A 17,318-nucleotide genomic window follows, 5' to 3' on the forward strand; every position below is an offset into this window, starting at 1 on the left:
TGTTTGCCTAAGTTCCTAAAGCTATGACAGGGCTTTGGACCTGCGCGTTTTCATCAAGTGTACTTTCGCTCGCTGTTTCCAGCTCTGATGTGCCCGGTTCATCCATTGCTTGGTCTTGAAGAGCCACTTTGAGTTCAATTTGAGGCTTTACGGATTTGACCATCAACTTGTTCGCGGCTGGCCGGGCCTTGATCGTCATGTCCGGCTGGTTCGTCTCATGGAATTGAACATCATCAGGTTTGCCATAGAGATAGCCTTGTACGAGATCGCAACCAGCGGCGCGTAGCAAGATGGCTTGCTCTTCAGTCTCGACCCCCTCAGCGGTGATGGTCACATCGAGGGAGCGGCCGAGGCCGACGATCGATGTTACAATTGCGTCGGTACTGGCGTCCTTGCCTAGATCTTGAATGAATGCCTTGTCGATCTTGATCTTGTCGAACGGGAACAAGCTGAGGTAGCTCAACGACGAATACCCGGTGCCAAAGTCATCCATCGCAATGGAGACACCCATGTCCCGGATTTGCCGGAGTGTGTGGATGACCGCATCCGTGTTGGAAATCAGCAGGCTTTCCGTAATCTCGATTTCAAGACGTTTCGGATCTAGTCCAGAGGATTGCAAGGCTCGAGCAACCCGCTTTTGGGTTTCTCCGGCGACGAACTGGGCAGGTGACATGTTCACCGCAACACGCCGGCTGCGATCTGGCCAAAGGGCCGCTTGCTTACAGGCATTTTCGAGAACCCAGTTGCCGATTTCCTCGATAAGGCCGGTGTCCTCTGCAACAGGAATGAACAAGTCCGGGCGGATCATCCCCTTGGTGGGATGTTCCCACCGGATCAACGCCTCGTAGCCTTTCAAAGAGCCATCGGCTAGCGCGTACTGTGGCTGATATTTCAATTTCAGCTGATCGAACTTCAGCGCCTTGATGAGCCCCTGTTCAATTTCTTTGCGTTTTTGCGCTTCGGCATCTAGTTCAGGTGTGTACCAGCAAAATGTTGATCGGCCGCTGTGTTTGGCTCGGTAAAGGGCAAGATCCGCGCAGTGAAGCAAGCGGGAAGATCGCCAAGAGCCATCCGTCGCCCTGGCTAGGCCGATGGACAAGGAAATCTTGATTTCCCGGCCGTCAATCGAACAGGGCGGTTCCGTCGCGCTGATCATGTCTGTGGCCAACCGGGTCATTCTGGCTGTGTCAGACACGGATGTCAGCATCACCGCGAATTCGTCGCCGGACAATCGCGAAACCAAATGACCGCCGAACACCGATTTCAAGCGCTCAGCAATGATCTGAAGAAACACATCGCCGATGCCGTGGCCGTGAGTGTCGTTGATTTCCTTGAATTTATCGACATCAATGATCATCACGCCGATGTTGGAAGCCTTGGCTTGAGCAAATCGTAATGCCTCGGTCAGGCGTGCGTTAAACACCGCGCGGTTTGGAAGACCGGTTAAAGTGTCGTGGTGCGCGAGATATTGGATGTTCCGGTTTGTCCGCAGTTGATCGCGGAAGCGCATCCACAAAAGGATGCCGGCGAACAGAAATGACACCAAGCACAAGGCGCCGATTGATGCGCTGACCGACAACAGTAAAGGAGCAAGGCTCGCCATGATGTCCGACGTGCCAGTCAGAACAATGAGACTGCGCCCAGAGGCATCCTGTGCTGGAAAAGTTACAATCGCAGTCGAACCAAACGTCCCGGTAAGGTTCATATCCGGGATTGCCTTGATGCCCTGTCCTCCAGACGCGGCCAACTTTGCTTTCATCAGGGTTTGTGGCGATAGGAACTTGTGGCTGCTTTCCCATTCTGGCGCAGACCATGTTGCAGCTTGCGGTCCGTCCCGCATTTCCATTGCAGAAGGTAGGATCGAAAACTCAAGAACTTCCGGGTGCGCACCTTCGGATTGAAGTGCTTCTTTCAGCGATGCGATTTGCTGGTGATACGCCTTTGATAGCCCATCGCCGGTGAGTGTTGTGCGAAGTCCAGTAAGGGTTCCCGGCCGGTTATCGGTTTCGTTTGTCTCGCTCGTTTCAAGAATGCCGTAAACAGTGTCAGACGTATCCGAATAAGCCTGCTCCAGACTGCGAACCAGCAGCCAATGGGTCAATAAACGATTGCTTGCATAAACGCCGGCAGCCAGCAGTAAAACCAGCGACATGGATATGAAAAATATAACAATGTTGCTTCTGACTAAGGAAGTAGCCATTCGGCGCGATACCATCTCGGACAAATAATTTCCCCGACGATATGGCAAAATCCTTTAACCATCATGAATCGGCTTGTTTTCCTGCGCTATCCGGAAATCGTGACGCTGCGTCGAGTGTGCGACTTTAAAACTGTCCAAAAGGTCATTGAGCACCGCGGATTTCTGGTCAAATCAGATACGGATCGATAGAACTCAATTTCCGGCTTGGGATTGAACTTCCCGGTGAGCCGACTGGTGGTGTCCAATATGGATGCTGCCGCGATGGAGGAAGTGAATGGTAAACGTCTGGAGCAGCATCGGGAGCATTGTCAGTGCCATCGGCAGTGGCGGTGCGCAAGTTGTCGACCGGCTTGTCCAGCTTGTGCTTGCCCGGCCTGAGGGAACCCGGACGGTTGGCTTTACAGTCGCAATGATCGCGCTTTCTGCAAAGATGGCCAAAGCAGATGGGGTCGTTACTGCTGATGAAGTCATTGCTTTCCGGGAACTATTCGATGTGCCGCCCAAGGAAGAGCGCAATGTTACCCGGCTGTTCAATCTGGCACAGGAAGATGTAGCTGGTTATGAAGTTTACGCAAAAAAACTTGCCGATCTTTTTCCCTATGACCGGAAGACCTTGCTCGATATCCTGGATGGTCTTTTTCACATTGCCAAAGCTGACGGCGTCGTCCATCAGAGCGAAATAGGCTACCTTTCCCATGTGGCCGAGGTTTTTGGGCTGGACGAGCGCGAGTTTTCCAAAGTACTAGCCCGTCATGTCCGTAAAGACGGCGATCCCTACGAGATTCTGGGAATAGGGGCAGGTGCCAGTGATGCGGAGTTGAAGGCCCATTACCGGCGGGAAGTTCAGGACACGCATCCTGACCGGCTGATTGCCCGCGGAGTTCCTGAGGAATTTGTTCGGATCGCCAATGACCGGCTGGCCGCCCTGAATGAAGCTTGGGCGCAGGTATGCGCGGAAAGGGGCATATGAGTGTTGCAACCGACACAGGGGTAAAAGCACGGGTCCATCCGTCTCCAAATCACGGCCAACGCCCCGATGGAGCTCCGATCGACATGCTGGTTCTGCATTACACCGGAATGCCGACCGCCCAGGACGCCCTGCAACGGTTGTGCGATCCACGCGCTGAGGTTTCAGCCCACTATTTCGTCGATGAAGATGGCTCCATATTGCAATGTGTGCCTGAAGCCCGGCGCGCTTGGCACGCGGGTCAAAGCTTCTGGAAAGGCGACACCGACATCAATTCCAGGTCGATCGGTGTTGAGATCGTCAATCCAGGCCATGAATTCGGCTATCGTCCTTTTCCCGATCTTCAGATCGACGCGGTCATCGCCCTGTGCCTGGATATATGTGGACGGCACAAGATCGATCCCTGGATGGTGCTTGCGCATTCAGACATAGCCCCCAACCGGAAGGAAGATCCTGGCGAGCTGTTTCCCTGGGCCAGGCTCGCAAAAGCAGGAGTCGGGCATTTTGTTGAGCCTGAAACAATTGAATCCGGGATGATGATGCAGGAAGGCGATCAGGGACAGCCAGTCGAAGCGATCCAGTCGATGTTGGCTCTTTATGGTTATGATCTTGATATTACCGGAGAATTTGACGGAAGGACAAAACAAGTTGTAACGGCATTTCAGCGGCACTTCCGGCCTGCGAAAGTGGATGGGGTTATCGATGAATCGACGATTGAAACCCTTCACAGGCTGTTGGCAAAGCTGCCATCGCTGGCATAAAAATTATTCTCCCAGTCAGTCGGAGTGGCCGGTACGGCGGGCAAGTTCTCTTTTCCATTTCATGATCGCAGCGTTGATATTGTGGCCAGTTTTTCATGGCGTGCGTGCAAAAAAGAAGAGCCTGGAGATCGGAGATAATCGACCTTATTGGCCGCGCGTGACGTTAGAGATGTTTATGATGGTAAACGACTTCGCCTCTCTAACTTAGTTAGAACTCACCCGGTAAAACTCTTTCTTCCATGCTGTGATCGCCCAGCTGATTTGCGGGGCCAGGTTCTTATGGCGATTATGTAGAAACAAATACCCATACTTTTTTGCAGTGACTTGCTTAGTCTGAAGGTTTCCGTAGTTTTCTTTGTAAATTGAGTAATTGAGGCTGTCGATCAACAGTCCTGATATTTGGCCTCTTTGAAGCATGGCGAGGCCAGATTTGTAATCTTGGATAAAGGACTTTGTTGCGTCTTTAGGAAAGACTTTCTCTTGCCAGACATAACCGTGCATCACACCGATGGATTTGCCTTTAAGATGTTTGAACGACGGTAGGACATCAGCGCCGGTGACAAGCAGGCCGTGTCCATCCACTATCGGCTCAGCGATCATCATAGCAAAATCAGAAACTTTGGCCTGATAGTCGCTTGTCCGCAAAAACTCTCCGTCTGCGCTATTGTCCTGCAGTAGAGCAGTTGCCTCATCTGCCCTGGCGAATTTGAACTTGGCACATATCTCATACTCGGCGAATTTGGCCTGCAATGATGGCAGAATCTGCTGCTCAGTTTTTGTGAAGGAAGAAAGAATTGTTAGGCAATCTTGGTCAGCCGATGCTGGCAACGGCAAAAACGTCAAGTAGGCGGCTACCGTGGTTGTCCAAATGCAAAGATGCGTTTGCTTGATCATTTCAAAAGGCACTATTGCGGGTGGGACCAGTCTAAGACGTCAATTTATTGCACTGGCCGGGCCGCGCACAGTTGTCCTAAAGACGGAGACAGTGTTCCCAATGTCGCCACATCAATCCTCTGTGAGGCTGGTGGTCTGAATTTGTGCACTCCTGCCCCGGTTTGAACAGGCACCTGCCCGAACTTGGTCACAAATTGCAGAAACACACGATGCTGCACTGCAAAAATCAGTAAAATATTGAAATATTTTGAAATAATTCGTGATAATTTCGCGCCAATTTTGGTCTCATAGCTCCGCCATTTCTCCGCCCCCGGAAATCGTTGAACAAGAACCAAAAGAGCTGAACGAATGTTACGGTCGATAAAAAAAGCTACTGGGGCACTCTGTGTACTTGCCTATACCCTCATCTTAACGGCGCAGTCTGTTTCTGCTGAAACCCGCAATATCGGCACGGCGGACGATGGTCCGCGTGGTCTCGCCGCACTGTTCACCCCTCGGGACAGCATTAAAACTGGTGATCCCCGCAAAGATAAGTATGCGCGGATGATTCACAAGGCGGCAAAAAAGCATGGTGTTCCCATGAAGATCGCCCGGGCTGTTGTCGAAGTTGAAAGCAACTTCAATCCGAAAGCACGCGGCGCAGCTGGTGAAGTTGGCCTCATGCAAATCAAGCCGGCGACCGCGCGGGGCATGGGCTACCGCGGCTCCACCAAGGCGCTTTATCGCCCAGAGACCAATCTGGAATGGGGCATGAAATACCTTGCTGGCGCACATAAACGGGCCAATGGCGATTTGTGCGGAACCATCTTGCGCTACAACGCTGGTCACTATGCCAAGCGCATGAACCCGATCAGTGCCCGCTACTGCAAAAAAGTAAAACGCATTCTGGCGTCCAGCTAACTTGTGACAGGGCGGTCACTCGTGGGCAGTAAACCCCGTTGCTTTCGCAGCGGGGTTTTTCTTTTCAAATTTGGTTGGCTATCCAACTCAGGCAAACTTCTGCTTCGCAGCTCGAATGGAGGCCGGCGGCTTAATGCCATCGGGGACATCTGCGGCTACAACGGGTTGTCCGAATGCAGTTGCAACGGGCACAACGCCCGCCCAGATATCCGTGCCGATATCAATTGGGTCATCCACTGGGGCGCCGTCACGCACTTTGGTGCTGAGATGCTCGATGTCGAGCACCAAAACGCCGGTTGCCTTGAGCTCCTTGGGCAGCATCTCCCGGCATTCATCCCAGCGGCCAGGCGCCATGTGATCCGTAATTGCGGCAAGAGCGGTGTGTTTTTCTTCCAGGTCTTCCACCAGTCGCGCGGTGCCATGCACGATCACACACCGGAAGTTCATGGAATGGTGGAACGCGGACCTTCCGAACACCAGGCCGTCGAGCAGTGTCACTTCCAAACTGGCTGGAACACCCGCCTCGTTGTCCTTGATGATCCGGGTCGTGCTGGCTCCGTGAATGTACAATTTGTCACCAATCCGGGCATAGACCATCGGGATCACCATTGGCCGGTCTTCGTGAATGAAGCCACAATGAGCAATGAGACCGGCATCCAGAATTTCGTAGGCTAGGTCCTTGTCATAACCACCCCGGTTCATTTGCCGGATTTTTGCATAGGGCGGCAGGTCAGGTTTTTCGTGTTTCATATCAATGTTCTTTGGATCTGGATCTTGAGTGCCTTGATTATGACCGGTAAACTGGTCCTTTAAAAAGATCCGGTTTTGGAAAAATGAAAGTACCAAAAATCCTGGAAGGGGTGTGCGACCTTGACCGCAGCACGGTGGTTCCGCTGTCCCAGCAGATCTACCGTGCGCTCCGGGAGGCGGTGGGGCAGGGCCGTCTTAAGGCGGGTATGCGTCTTCCGTCGTCGCGCAGTTTTGCGCATCAACACGCCATCTCGCGCAATACGGTCAATGCCGCGTATGAGTTGCTGAAGGCTGAGGGAATTGTCGAAATCAGGCCGGGCGCCGCACCCGTAATTGTGGAAGGGGCAAGCCCGGAGGGTTCTAAAACAGACGAGAATGTGCCGCGGCCAGTTCGAGGGCTGTCAGTCCGGGGCCGTAAGCTTGCAGCAAATCTGCGGGGTGACAGTTGGGGACAGCGCCACGGAGCACTTCAGCCAGGGGCCCCAGCTTTGGACGCCTTCCCCTATGAACTGTGGGCCCGTTGTTTGCGGCGTGCGGCCCGAACGGTGCAGACCCCGGACCTTCTTTATCAAAACATTTCAGGTTATCCGCCGCTCAAAAAGGTGCTGGCTGAGTACCTGGCCAGTGAACGGGGCGTCCGCGCGGTGCCGGATCAGGTATTGATTGTGCCATCCATGCAGGCGGCGCTTGCCGGGATTTCGGTGGCGCTGTCGGATCCGGGTGACACGGCCTGGATCGAAGATCCGGGGTATATGGGGGCGCGAACCGCTTTTTACGGTGCAGGTCTCAATATCAAAGGACTTCCGGTCGATGAGTTCGGCGTCTTGCCAGAGAGTCTTTTCAACAATGGTCCTAGCCCACGTCTTATCTATGTGACCCCTTCGCATCAGTATCCGTTTGGCGCGCGTATGCCCTTGGCCCGCCGTCTTGCGCTGATCGACGCGGCTGCCCAATTGGGCGCGACCGTTCTGGAGGACGATTACGACAGTGAGTTTTTGTTTGAAGGCCGCCCGGTAGCTGCTCTGCAAGGTCTCGCAGATGCCGGTGAAGTGATTTACATGGGTACCTTTTCAAAGAGCCTTTTGCCCGGACTGCGGGTGTCTTATGTGGTCGTTCCAAAGGATTTGGCGGATCCACTTGGCTCCGCGTTCCGGAACATGGGGCAGCTGGTGAATATTCATGCTCAGATTGCCCTGACGGATTTCATCGATAGTGGTCATTACCGGGCCCACTTGAAAAAGATCCGCACGTTGTACCAGCAGCGCGGTATGGCGCTGGTTGGCGCCTTGAAAGACGGGCTCGGCAACAAAATCTCGGTGGACCCTCCCATGGGTAATGTGCAGGTCACCGTGCGGTTGAATGAAGATCTGCAGGATCTAAAGATCGCGCGAGCCATGCAAGCGCGAGGCTACTCCGTGTCGCCCCTGAGTGTCTGTTATCTGGACGCACCGCCCAAACCTGGACTGATCATCGGGTTTGCCGGCGCCTCTGATGAGCAGATCAAAGGAGGGGTCAGTGCTTTGAAAGAGGTCCTGAACTCAGCTTAGATCCGAACCTCCTATGCAGATCGTAATCAGCGTTATTCAACCACTTTGGATGTTACTTCAAAACGGGTTCCGGATTTCGGCGTTTTACCATTCAGATGGACAGTAATCCGCCAAAGATGATAGGCGGAGCGGTGCAGCCAACGCACCGCATCGACGCGGGAGAAGGCGTTTTCAAGGTCGATCTGATCTCTGGACGCCAGGTCAAGGACGTTATGGCGGTAGCGCCACCGTTCTTCACGAAAGCATTTCCTCAAATTATCAAATTCTGCAGGCAGTTCCCTTGATGATGAGGATGCTGAAAACTCGCCTGCGAGTTTGGCTAGTTGCCGGGCAAGCCTTGTGAGTTCTTCTGTCGACTGAATGGTCAGGATGCGGTCTGTCTGCCGAAGCCGGCCAGAAAGCCTGTCCATATGGTCGAGCACATGTACAAGCTTTAGATGCTTGTCATGGGAGCGCGGATCTTCCGGCCCTGTCCGGATTCGGTTTACGAAACTTCGGAGTGTGTCGATCGATTGGTCAAACGTGTCGAGAGGGATTGCGGCTGTGCTGTCACCCACTGGTCCGAGCTGATCAGATAAAGCTTGAAACATAAGGGTTGCTTGGTCCCGAACGGCAGCGTCAGCTGCATCTAGGGCACTGGCCGGATCTTTAAGCAAAGCTTCGTCCAGACGTTCGGCCGGGTCGGTTTCACCTGATGGGATTAACAGCACGATCAGCCGCGAAAATTGATTGGTGAATCCAACGATTGCGAACACGCCGATGAGATTAAACACCGTATGGAAGCCGACGAGTGCGACCTGCGGATCGAGACTGGCCCCTGCAGAAGCAGCGAGCGACCCCAATGGAATGAGCAGCCAAAACGCTAAGAACCCGGTCAGCAGGTTGTAGACGACATGGGCAAATCCGGTGCGCCTGGAAGCAACTGATCCTCCAACAGTTGCAAGGGCAGCCGTCGCGGTTGTACCGACATCCATGCCGATGACCAGTGCAGCCGCCTGAGGAAAGGAAATAGCTCCGACAGTTAGAGCTGCCAAAGCCGTTGCTACACCGGCGCTGGATGACTGGGTGATGAGCGTGATGACAATACCGATCAAGACCAGCTGGAACCGACCAAAGAGCGTATCTCCTGGGAAATCATCGGGTGTCACTTTGCCTTCCAGGATCGAAAAGCCTTGAGTGAGTGTATCGATGCCAACAAAAAGCAGTCCGAAACCGGCAATTGCCAGCCCGAACGGTTTCCAGCGGCCCTTACCGAACAACTGCGCGAGAATACCGGCAAAGATCAAAGGCTGCGCCAGCAAGCCTATTTTGAGTTTGAAACCGAGCAGCGCGACCATCCAGCCAGTGATCGTCGTGCCGAGGTTGGCCCCGAATATGACACCCAGTGCTTGCGGAAAGGTCATCAAGCCGGCGCTGACAAATCCGACGGTGGCGACAGTGGTGGCGCTGGAAGACTGCAAGGCGGCCGTGGCCAGCGCTCCCGAGACGGCCCCTGCGAGCGGCGTTTGCGTCGATTTTTGAAGGAATTGACGGAGCCGGTTTCCGGCCAGCTGGCGTAGCCCGCTGGTCATCAAATGCATGCCAAGCAGAAACAGGCCGAGCCCACCAAATACGGTGATGATAGATTGCAACATGTCCGAGTTTAAGATTGAAGCCTGCGTTGGATCATCTGGAGATTTACCTACAAATTGAGAACAGGTTTGCCCCGCAGGCTAGTTTCAACGATTTCGAGAGCAGAGCCGATCTTTCTTTGCGCTGGTCGAAGACCGTCTTTTTAAGAAAGCTTCATTTGCGGAACGTCACCGCGAATGATTAAGTTAGCCTCTGTCGCAGAGATCACATCGTCAACACTGGTGTTTGGACCGGTCTGCTTCAGAACAAGACCATCATCGGTGGGCTCAATAACCGCCATTTCAGTGACGATGAGACTGACCCGGCGTTGAGCGGTCAGCGGCAATTCGCATTTCTGCAGGATCTTGGGTTTGCCCTTGGCGGTGTGCACCATTGCAACAATGACGTGTTTGGCGCCAGCAACCAGATCCATTGCGCCGCCCATGCCCGGCACCATCTTTCCGGGGATCATCCAGTTGGCGAGGTAGCCGCGCTCATCGATCTGAAGACCGCCCAAAACGGTTGTGTCCAGATGACCGCCCCGGATCAAGCCGAAGCTCATAGCGCTGTCAATGGATGCTGCCCCCGGTACCGCGGTCACAAACCCGCCACCGGCATCGGTTAGGTCCGGATCTTCCATACCTTCCGGCGGGCGGGCACCGAGACCAATGACACCGTTTTCCGCCTGAAAGAAAACATGGACATCCTTGGGAAGGTAGTTGGCGACCATTGACGGCAGGCCAATACCGAGATTGACCAGTGTATCGGGTTGAATTTCCTGGGCCACCCGGCGGGCAATGATTTCCTTGGCATCCATCAGTGCGCCCTCTCCAGCAGATGATCTACGAGAATTCCCGGTGTTTTGACCGCATCAGGCGAAATCACGCCGACTGGGACGATGGTTTGCGGTTCGGCGATCACAGTTGATCCGGCCATTGCCATGATCGGATTGAAATTATGCGCGGTCAGCGAATACTCCAGATTGCCGACATAATCGGCTTGATGGGCCGCAATCAGGGCAAAGTCGCCACCGAGTGGCGTTTCAAGCAGATAGGCTTTGCCATCGACCTCAATCCGCTGCTTGCCCTCTTCCACCAGGGTGCCGAGACCAGTTGGCGTCAAGATCCCGCCAAGGCCGACGCCTGCAGCGCGGATCCGCTCGACCAGCGTTCCTTGCGGCACCAGATCGACATCGATTTCGCCGGAAATCATCTTCTGCTGAGTTTCCGGGTTAAGGCCGATGTGGGAGGCAATCACCTTGGTGACGGAACCGGCACTGATCAGCTTGCCGATACCCCTGCCGGGCATCGCGGTGTCATTGGCGATTACCGTCATGTTTTTGGCGCCACGTGCGACCAAAGCGTCAATCAACCTGTGGGGAGATCCAACGGCCATGAAGCCGCCAATCAAAAGAGTTGATCCGTCCGGTATCATCTCAGCGGCTTCCGCCGCCTTGACCGCATGTTTCATCTATGCGCCCCCAAGTCCCAAATGCCGTTCGGCAAACGTGAACGCTTTCAGGACCATATGCAAATGAAGATTGTGCGACGCGGGAGGTTTGGTCGATTGAGCTTAGACGAAAAGTTCGGCTTTGAGGCTCCGGGCAGCACAGTCTGCTGCCAACGCAATCGTTTTGCCGTCGTGACCTGTTCGGGCCAGAGCATTTAGGCCCATCAACACAGTCAGAACATAGGCGGTGATGGCCTCGATACAATCCGGTCCGGCCGCATTGAGGTCCAGATCCTTTTCCAAATGACTCTTGAGGTGGATTTCCATCTTGGACATGTGCCCTGCGACAGCGCCTTTGACCGTTTGAGGTTCCGTTTTAGCGACCGCGGAAGACAGCAAAAGGCAGCCGCGGAAGGTGTTGGCCGACATGAATGCGCCAATGTGCCGGATAAATTCTGCGAGACTGTCCAGCGGCGATTTGTTTGAGGTTAAGCTGGATAGGCCCGGTTCGGTGACCTCGTCCCAATAGCGCTGAAGAGCGGCCTGAAACACCTCATCCTTGCCGCCGAAAGCCGCATAGAAGCTGCCGCGCTTGATGCCGGCGGCGGCTTGAAGATCGTCAATGGAGGTGGCGTCAAAGCCCTTGGTCCAGAACACATCGACAAAAGCTTTCATCGCCATGTCTTTGTCATAGGATTTTGGTCGTCCAGCCATACATTCCCATCAAAAGTCGGCGGCCCGGCCGGAAAACCGGCCGGGCAAAGGGCTATTCCGCAGCCGCACGATCTGGTGCTGTCCAGGCAAATTTCTGGAACGGAGCATCGATCGGCGTCTGCGCCAAGTGGTTCACATAGTTTGACATAACCTTCTGGGCCAGGCCAAGGACGATGTCGAGCACGTTGCGTTTGGTAAATCCGGCATCCAGGAAGATCTGAACGTCGGCATCATCGACAAAACCACGCTGACGGACAACTTTTAAGGTGAAGTCGCGAAGAGCCTCCAAGCGCGGGTCTGGCAGAGGAGTTTTGTTGCGCAGAGCTTCGATGACGTCGTTCGGGACTTTCTGCATATGGGCAATGCCAGTGTGGGCCGGCACACAATAATGGCACTCATGTTCCACATTGATCGTCAGCCAGACGACATTTTGTTCGACCGTTGAGAGACTGGTCTTCTGAAATAGCTCATGCAGCTTTTGATAAGCCTCCAGGTGTTCCGGCGATTCAGCCATAACAGCATGAAGGCCCGGGATCATACCAAAAGCCTTAATCGAGTTGTCGAGCAAAGCGGGCCCGCCATCCGGTGCCGTTTCTTGGGTGTGCAATTGAAAATCAGTCATCGAACTCTCCATCTTGGCGAAAGTGCCGCGCTAGAGATGGGTATTTTGTACTCTATAGTCAAAAATTAATTTGAACTCGAAAAGGGCTTGTTTCTGCGAATGAGATGCGTGCTCAAGAAATCGTGTGCTCCACTCGCAAACAGGTGACATCAATCTGCATATCCAATCGGCGATGAGGTTGACTGGTTTGTTTGATGAGCTGGACGGCGCGGAGCGCAGGCAATAGATTTTGCCGGTGATGTTGATAGGAAAGAACCAGTTCGTTTGCCCAAAATGTCACCAGTAACTCTTTGCTGATCGATTGGCGGCCTGGCCCAAACAAAAAGCAACAGAACGGAACAGAATTGACCGACCAAGAAGCTTTTGCAGCGTTTTCAAACTGGCTGCGGGAAACGGGCGGGGTTTCTTCAGAGACGGCTGCCGCCGCTCGTACCCATGCAGAGGTGCGCCGCTTTGAGCGTGAGGATAGTTTGTTCGCTGCGGGAGATCGGCCGAAGTGCTTGTACTTCGTCCAATCAGGTCTGGTCCGATTTTATTACCTGACCCGAGACGGCAAGGAATACAACAAGAGCTTTGCGACAGAAGGTGGTGTCGTGACCAGCATGTCGACCTTTCTGTCGGAAGCGCCAAGCCCGTTCCACACACAGGCACTGGAAGAGACGATCACCGTCGCGCTGCCTATGGAGTTCGTTCGCAAACTAGCAGCCACCGACTTAAGTCTGGAGCGCCTGGTGAACCGTTTTGTTGTCCAGCTTGCCGTCAAGAAGGAACAAAGGGAGGCCTCGTTCCTCTTGATGGATGCGGGCGAGCGGTACGAGTTGTTTCTGGACGATTTTGCAGATCTTGCACCGCGTTTGCCGCAATATCACATCGCGTCTTATCTCGGGATTACACCGGTCGCTCTGTCGCGGATCCGGGCACGCCGGACTGGGAGGCGTGCTTCTTAACCCAGTATAATGCCGATCTCTGGCCTGCCGGATATTGCTCCTGTCAACAGAAACAGGAGGCCGTCCGGCATGAGCATCAAAAAGACTATCATCATCACCGGGGGCGCTGTTGGGTTGGGGCTTGAACTGACCCGGATCTATGCTGGCCGCGGACACAATGTCATCGTGTGTGGCCGAACCGAGAGCGCCCTAACGGCTGTTTCGGAAGAATATCCAAATACGACCGTCTTTTGTCTTGATTTGTCAACGCCGTCTGGCCGCCGGCAATTTGTGGACGGGATCCATGATCTGGACGTCGGCGTGGATCTGTTGATCCATAATGCCGCCATTCAGGTCTCAGCCGATTTTTCCAAAGGCGCCGCAGTACCGGAACGGATCGCCGCTGAACTTTCCATCAATCTGCATGCGCCTATCGAATTGACCACGGACTTAATGCCGCTGCTCCGCAAAGCGGTACGGCCGCAGATCGTCTTCATTTCGTCGGCGCTGGGCCGTGTGCCAAAACAATCCGCGCCGGTCTATTGCGCTACAAAAGCGGGTCTTTCGACGTTCGCGCGCTGTCTACGCTATCAGCTGGAAGGGACACCGGTTTTGGTTGCTGATGTGGTTCCTGATCTGATTAGAACGCGGATGGCCGCCGGCCGGGAGGAAAACGCGCTACACCCAGCGGATGCTGCGAATGTCATTGTTCGGGGACTAGAACAGGGAAAAACCGAAATCCGGTTGGGCCGGGTGCCTGTCCTTTATACGCTTCACCGGTTCCTGCCGTCTTTGGCTTACCGGATGCTGAAAGCTGCGTAGGGGGAGAATTGGTATTAAGTTCAGGGCTTGCATGACCCTGTGTAAAAAGCCAACTTGAGTTCTCGGTGCCTTAGTCAGTCGGCAAGGTGCCGCCGGACTAAACCTATGTGGGCGACCCTGGGAAATTTGCGGGAGAATACACACGGCCCCGTCAAATGCGGTGTCAGTGATCTTTGGATGTGTTTTTGGATTACTGTTTTGGAAGGACAGTTTTTAATGGTTCAAATTGCAGTTTGACTTTTTGATGTGGCCTCGGCGGGAATGTGAATTTTTAGCTTGTCGAGCACGGATGTGCAGCGCTTTGAGGACGTTTCGAGTGCAGGAAGGACTGATGTGGATTTGTTGTTTGTAGTCGTCGGTCTTGTTGTATTTTTTATTTCCCTGGTCTTGCCCGTTGTTCTCTTGGTCCGGGTGTCCCGTGTTGAACGCCAAGTCTCAAGGCTCTCGCAGGATTTGCATAAGACGCGTGCGGAGCTTGCAAGTCTGAAGGCGGTTTTTGCAGAAAAAAAAGTAGCTCCAGATACAGATGCGGCTGAGGAGAGCGGCGGCGCAGACACCAGAAAACCCTCTGCGCGCCCGTCAGATGCTTTGGGCGAGGCTGATGAACCTCCATCGCCAAGCACGGATTTCCAAATTGGACCTTGGCGCGCGCAAAAACCTGCAAAAGCAACTGACATCCCCGAGGAAGAGAAAACTGTGCCGCCTATCGCGGCAAGTGTTTCGGAAGCCGGGGCGCAGGCATCTGCCAGTATCGAAAAGGAACAAACAATTGGCGCGCGCTGGAGCATCTGGGTTGGCGGCGTAACGCTCGCTATTGGCGGCATTTTCCTGGTCAAATACGCGGTGGACCATGGTGTGCTCGGGCCGCTTCCTCGCGTTCTTCTTGGGGCTCTGCTCGGCATGGTGCTTCTTGTCGGCGGTGAGTGGAGCCGGCGGCAGCCGCAGCGTTTCAAAGTACCTGGATATGACAATGCCAACATCCCGGCGACGCTCACCGCTTCAGGTACATTGGTTCTGTTTGGCTCCGTCTTTGCCGCTCATGCGCTTTACGGCCTGATCGGGCCACTTGCGGCTTTCGTGCTTCTTGGCCTTCTCGCGTTTTCAGCAATGCTGACAGCTCTGCTTCATGGTCCGGCGCTGGCAACAATGGGGTTGCTCGGCAGTTATGTGGTGCCGTTTCTCATCAGCTCTCAGTCTAGCGATATTCTGCCGCTGGTCTTCTACATTCTTGCAGTGTCAGCCGCCGCTGTAGCCATTGGACGGTTTCGGGGATGGCTCTGGTTTGCCGGGTCTGCAGTGGCTGGTCTGTTTCTCTATGCCGGCCTTATGGAAGTCGGCGCGGCTCCGGGTGACAGGTTGTTGCTAAATTTCTATTTCACCGGCGCGCTGATGATTGTTTATGGCGGTTTCGTTTGGCGGGTTCATGCCGTAGATCCGGGACATGCCGCGCCGATCGACCGCGCGGCAACGGTCGCCTTATCCATCTTTTCATTGCCCATGCTCGGACAGATGCAATTTCAGCATTCTGTCAGCGCCAGCGGGTTTGAAGTGGCTATGCTGCTGCTTCTGCCGTTTGCTCTTGCCTACGTTCATTCTGCACTGCGCTACGCAGTTTTTGTTCCGCTGATATGTGCTCTCATCCATGTTTTTCAGTTTCAGGCAGAGCTGGACATTACAGCTTTGATGAATGGTGCAGATGGTCTGGCGCAGGTGATATCGCCGCTGCCGCCTGAAGCAACGGATGCCCTGACCGAATTTATCAGATTTGTTCTGTTTTTCGGCGTTCTCGTTTTCTTTTCGGGCATTTTGGGTTCCGCGCGGAGCGCTGGGCGGGCTGTGATGGCAAGTGGCGCTGTTTTGGCCACATCAGGCCTGTTTGCAATTGCGTACTTGCGCATTGAATCCTGGCAGGTCTCTATAACCTTCGCGGGATTGGCGCTGGCTCTAGGGTTGCTTTATTTCGCAGTCGCCGAACGGTTCATAGATGAGCTCTCCAACGTCTTGGGCGGACCAGAATGCCTGTCCGCTTGGCTCATTGGGGGACTGTTTGCCGTCACGTTCTCAGCTACGTTGGCCTTTGAAAAGGCCGCGCTTACAGTCGCGCTTGGTTTGCTGGTACCGGCGGTAATGCTCGTTTATCAGCGGTATCCATTGCCGCAGTTGAGAGTTCTAACACCGCTCGCTGTCATTCCATATGTGCTTCGGCTTCTGTGGGATCCCTTCATCGTCGGCGATGCCCTTGGAACAACACCGGTCTTCAACGCTCTCCTTTACGGTTATGGGGCCCCGTGCGCCGGATTCGTTGTCTCGGCTGTGGTGATGACGGCAAGAAAACAGGACCGTTGGTCCGAAGCGATGCAGGCTATTGCGATTTTCGCCTTGGCTTTGACCCTATCAATGCTGTCGCTTCACGCTGTTGATCCGCTGTTCCGGTTCGATGACCCGGGGTCCCGTTTCCAAGGGTCCGCCATGCTGGTTTTGGTCGGCGCCGGTTTGTCGCTGGCGTTGACACGCTTTCTGCCAGGAAAACGGCAATCGGTGCTGGAAGTTATGGCTATGGTGTTGAGTGTTGGCGGTATGGCGATCGGCGGTTATTCGCTGTTTTTGATCAACAATCCGGTCCTGACCGGCCAGTCTGTTGGTACAGGCTTGATCATCAACTGGGTGACTTTTGCTTACGGATTGCCTTGCATCCTTTTTGGGCTGCTGTCACTTGCCGCGAGACGCCGCCGGCCCGGCTGGTACACAAAGACTGTGTTTGTGTTTGCTGTTCTATTCGGCTTCTTGTTCATCAATCTAACCATCCGCAACAGCTTCAGCCCTGACGTTTTGACCAGTTCGCCAATCCGGGATCTGGAGCAATACGTCTATTCCTTCGTCTGGCTGTTGATAGGGGTTCTCTGCCTTCTTGCCGGCCTCAAGTGGAACCAGCTGCGCTTGCGCCAGGCGTCGGGTGGGATCATTGCGGTTGTTGTATTCAAGGTCTTCCTGATCGATATGTCCGCGCTTGAAGGAGTTCTTCGAGCCATGTCCTTTATTGGACTTGGATTGACGCTCATCGGTATCGGATATCTTTACCAGCGCATGATTTTAAGAACCTCGGCTTTACAGCCGGAAACAGCCCCGGATGATGAAGCGGCTTCGAGATAGCTTTC

Annotated in this window: 15 protein-coding genes; 7 read left to right on the top strand and 8 right to left on the bottom strand. The window is 54.2% G+C overall.

Features of this window, described 5'->3' with window-relative positions:
- Positions 1 to 7 precede the first annotated feature (7 nt).
- Complete coding sequence (locus tag ACOOFE_RS07045; RefSeq protein ID WP_420414300.1) at positions 8 to 2,152, bottom strand: putative bifunctional diguanylate cyclase/phosphodiesterase; 2,145 nt, start codon at positions 2,150 to 2,152, stop codon at positions 8 to 10.
- 322 nt (positions 2,153 to 2,474) lie between these two features.
- Between ACOOFE_RS07045 and ACOOFE_RS07050 the strand changes: the two genes are divergently transcribed.
- Together ACOOFE_RS07050 and ACOOFE_RS07055 are read left to right on the top strand one after the other, a co-directional pair.
- Entirely contained in the window at positions 2,475 to 3,170 is a 696-nt protein-coding gene (locus ACOOFE_RS07050) for a TerB family tellurite resistance protein (protein ID WP_420414301.1), read from the top strand.
- Positions 3,167 to 3,928 (top strand): N-acetylmuramoyl-L-alanine amidase, encoded by a 762-nt coding sequence (locus ACOOFE_RS07055; protein ID WP_420414302.1) that lies wholly within the window; start codon positions 3,167 to 3,169, stop codon positions 3,926 to 3,928. Before ACOOFE_RS07050 ends, ACOOFE_RS07055 begins: the two co-directional genes overlap by 4 nt.
- Before the next feature lie 204 nt (positions 3,929 to 4,132).
- On the opposite strand, the gene ACOOFE_RS07060 is transcribed toward ACOOFE_RS07055, so the two are convergent.
- Positions 4,133 to 4,822: a hypothetical protein gene (locus tag ACOOFE_RS07060; RefSeq protein WP_420414303.1), complete on the bottom strand. Its 690-nt coding sequence runs from the start codon at positions 4,820 to 4,822 to the stop codon at positions 4,133 to 4,135.
- 348 nt (positions 4,823 to 5,170) lie between these two features.
- Between ACOOFE_RS07060 and ACOOFE_RS07065 the strand changes: the two genes are divergently transcribed.
- On the top strand, positions 5,171 to 5,722 hold the full coding sequence (locus tag ACOOFE_RS07065; RefSeq protein ID WP_420414304.1) for a lytic transglycosylase domain-containing protein: 552 nt from the start codon (positions 5,171 to 5,173) through the stop codon (positions 5,720 to 5,722).
- An 87-nt stretch (positions 5,723 to 5,809) separates the two neighbouring features.
- Here ACOOFE_RS07065 and ACOOFE_RS07070 read toward each other — a convergent pair whose 3' ends face one another.
- Positions 5,810 to 6,472 carry a pyridoxamine 5'-phosphate oxidase family protein gene (locus ACOOFE_RS07070; RefSeq protein WP_420414305.1) on the bottom strand — a complete coding sequence of 221 codons (663 nt, stop codon included), beginning with the start codon at positions 6,470 to 6,472 and terminating at the stop codon, positions 5,810 to 5,812.
- Between the two features lie 83 nt (positions 6,473 to 6,555).
- Between ACOOFE_RS07070 and ACOOFE_RS07075 the strand changes: the two genes are divergently transcribed.
- The gene (locus ACOOFE_RS07075) at positions 6,556 to 8,019 is read left to right on the top strand and encodes a PLP-dependent aminotransferase family protein (RefSeq protein WP_420414306.1); all 1,464 of its coding nucleotides are present in this window, start codon (positions 6,556 to 6,558) and stop codon (positions 8,017 to 8,019) included.
- A 32-nt stretch (positions 8,020 to 8,051) separates the two neighbouring features.
- Here ACOOFE_RS07075 and ACOOFE_RS07080 read toward each other — a convergent pair whose 3' ends face one another.
- The 5 genes from ACOOFE_RS07080 to ACOOFE_RS07100 all read right to left on the bottom strand — a co-directional run bounded on the left by ACOOFE_RS07080 (position 8,052) and on the right by ACOOFE_RS07100 (position 12,415).
- Complete coding sequence (locus ACOOFE_RS07080; protein WP_420414307.1) at positions 8,052 to 9,653, bottom strand: Na/Pi cotransporter family protein; 1,602 nt, start codon at positions 9,651 to 9,653, stop codon at positions 8,052 to 8,054.
- Between the two features lie 140 nt (positions 9,654 to 9,793).
- Positions 9,794 to 10,447: a 3-oxoacid CoA-transferase subunit B gene (locus tag ACOOFE_RS07085; RefSeq protein WP_141185758.1), complete on the bottom strand. Its 654-nt coding sequence runs from the start codon at positions 10,445 to 10,447 to the stop codon at positions 9,794 to 9,796.
- Positions 10,447 to 11,100, bottom strand: a complete 654-nt coding sequence (locus tag ACOOFE_RS07090) for a CoA transferase subunit A (RefSeq protein ID WP_420414308.1) — start codon at positions 11,098 to 11,100, stop codon at positions 10,447 to 10,449. The genes ACOOFE_RS07085 and ACOOFE_RS07090 overlap by 1 nt, the downstream gene beginning before the upstream one ends.
- 102 nt (positions 11,101 to 11,202) lie before the next feature.
- On the bottom strand, positions 11,203 to 11,793 hold the full coding sequence (locus tag ACOOFE_RS07095) for a TetR/AcrR family transcriptional regulator (RefSeq protein WP_420414309.1): 591 nt from the start codon (positions 11,791 to 11,793) through the stop codon (positions 11,203 to 11,205).
- 52 nt (positions 11,794 to 11,845) lie between these two features.
- The gene (locus ACOOFE_RS07100; RefSeq protein WP_420414310.1) at positions 11,846 to 12,415 is read right to left on the bottom strand and encodes a carboxymuconolactone decarboxylase family protein; all 570 of its coding nucleotides are present in this window, start codon (positions 12,413 to 12,415) and stop codon (positions 11,846 to 11,848) included.
- Positions 12,416 to 12,759: 344 nt separating this feature from the next.
- On the opposite strand from ACOOFE_RS07100, the gene ACOOFE_RS07105 reads away from it, so the two are divergent.
- The 3 genes from ACOOFE_RS07105 to ACOOFE_RS07115 all read left to right on the top strand — a co-directional run bounded on the left by ACOOFE_RS07105 (position 12,760) and on the right by ACOOFE_RS07115 (position 17,313).
- Entirely contained in the window at positions 12,760 to 13,362 is a 603-nt protein-coding gene (locus ACOOFE_RS07105) for a Crp/Fnr family transcriptional regulator (protein WP_420414311.1), read from the top strand.
- A gap of 69 nt (positions 13,363 to 13,431) precedes the next feature.
- Positions 13,432 to 14,163, top strand: coding sequence for an SDR family NAD(P)-dependent oxidoreductase (locus ACOOFE_RS07110; RefSeq protein WP_420414312.1), 732 nt, complete (start codon positions 13,432 to 13,434; stop codon positions 14,161 to 14,163).
- 333 nt (positions 14,164 to 14,496) lie between these two features.
- Positions 14,497 to 17,313: a DUF2339 domain-containing protein gene (locus tag ACOOFE_RS07115; RefSeq protein ID WP_420414313.1), complete on the top strand. Its 2,817-nt coding sequence runs from the start codon at positions 14,497 to 14,499 to the stop codon at positions 17,311 to 17,313.
- Positions 17,314 to 17,318 lie beyond the last annotated feature (5 nt).

The sequence above is a fragment of the Roseibium sp. genome (assembly GCF_965216085.1).
In the GTDB taxonomy this organism is placed as follows: Bacteria; Pseudomonadota; Alphaproteobacteria; order Rhizobiales; family Stappiaceae; genus Roseibium.

Excerpts from the sequence above, each read along its gene's own strand:
- ACOOFE_RS07060 (WP_420414303.1), bottom strand. The coding sequence starts at position 4,822 with ATGATCAAGCAAACGCATCTTTGCATTTGGACAACCACGGTAGCCGCC.
- ACOOFE_RS07050 (WP_420414301.1), top strand. The coding sequence starts at position 2,475 with ATGGTAAACGTCTGGAGCAGCATCGGGAGCATTGTCAGTGCCATCGGC.
- ACOOFE_RS07065 (WP_420414304.1), top strand. The coding sequence starts at position 5,171 with ATGTTACGGTCGATAAAAAAAGCTACTGGGGCACTCTGTGTACTTGCC.
- ACOOFE_RS07100 (WP_420414310.1), bottom strand. The coding sequence starts at position 12,415 with ATGACTGATTTTCAATTGCACACCCAAGAAACGGCACCGGATGGCGGG.
- ACOOFE_RS07080 (WP_420414307.1), bottom strand. The coding sequence starts at position 9,653 with ATGTTGCAATCTATCATCACCGTATTTGGTGGGCTCGGCCTGTTTCTG.
- ACOOFE_RS07075 (WP_420414306.1), top strand. The coding sequence starts at position 6,556 with ATGAAAGTACCAAAAATCCTGGAAGGGGTGTGCGACCTTGACCGCAGC.
- ACOOFE_RS07095 (WP_420414309.1), bottom strand. The coding sequence starts at position 11,793 with ATGGCTGGACGACCAAAATCCTATGACAAAGACATGGCGATGAAAGCT.
- ACOOFE_RS07090 (WP_420414308.1), bottom strand. The coding sequence starts at position 11,100 with ATGAAACATGCGGTCAAGGCGGCGGAAGCCGCTGAGATGATACCGGAC.
- ACOOFE_RS07045 (WP_420414300.1), bottom strand. The coding sequence starts at position 2,152 with ATGTCGCTGGTTTTACTGCTGGCTGCCGGCGTTTATGCAAGCAATCGT.
- ACOOFE_RS07070 (WP_420414305.1), bottom strand. The coding sequence starts at position 6,472 with ATGAAACACGAAAAACCTGACCTGCCGCCCTATGCAAAAATCCGGCAA.
- ACOOFE_RS07110 (WP_420414312.1), top strand. The coding sequence starts at position 13,432 with ATGAGCATCAAAAAGACTATCATCATCACCGGGGGCGCTGTTGGGTTG.
- ACOOFE_RS07055 (WP_420414302.1), top strand. The coding sequence starts at position 3,167 with ATGAGTGTTGCAACCGACACAGGGGTAAAAGCACGGGTCCATCCGTCT.
- ACOOFE_RS07085 (WP_141185758.1), bottom strand. The coding sequence starts at position 10,447 with ATGGATGCCAAGGAAATCATTGCCCGCCGGGTGGCCCAGGAAATTCAA.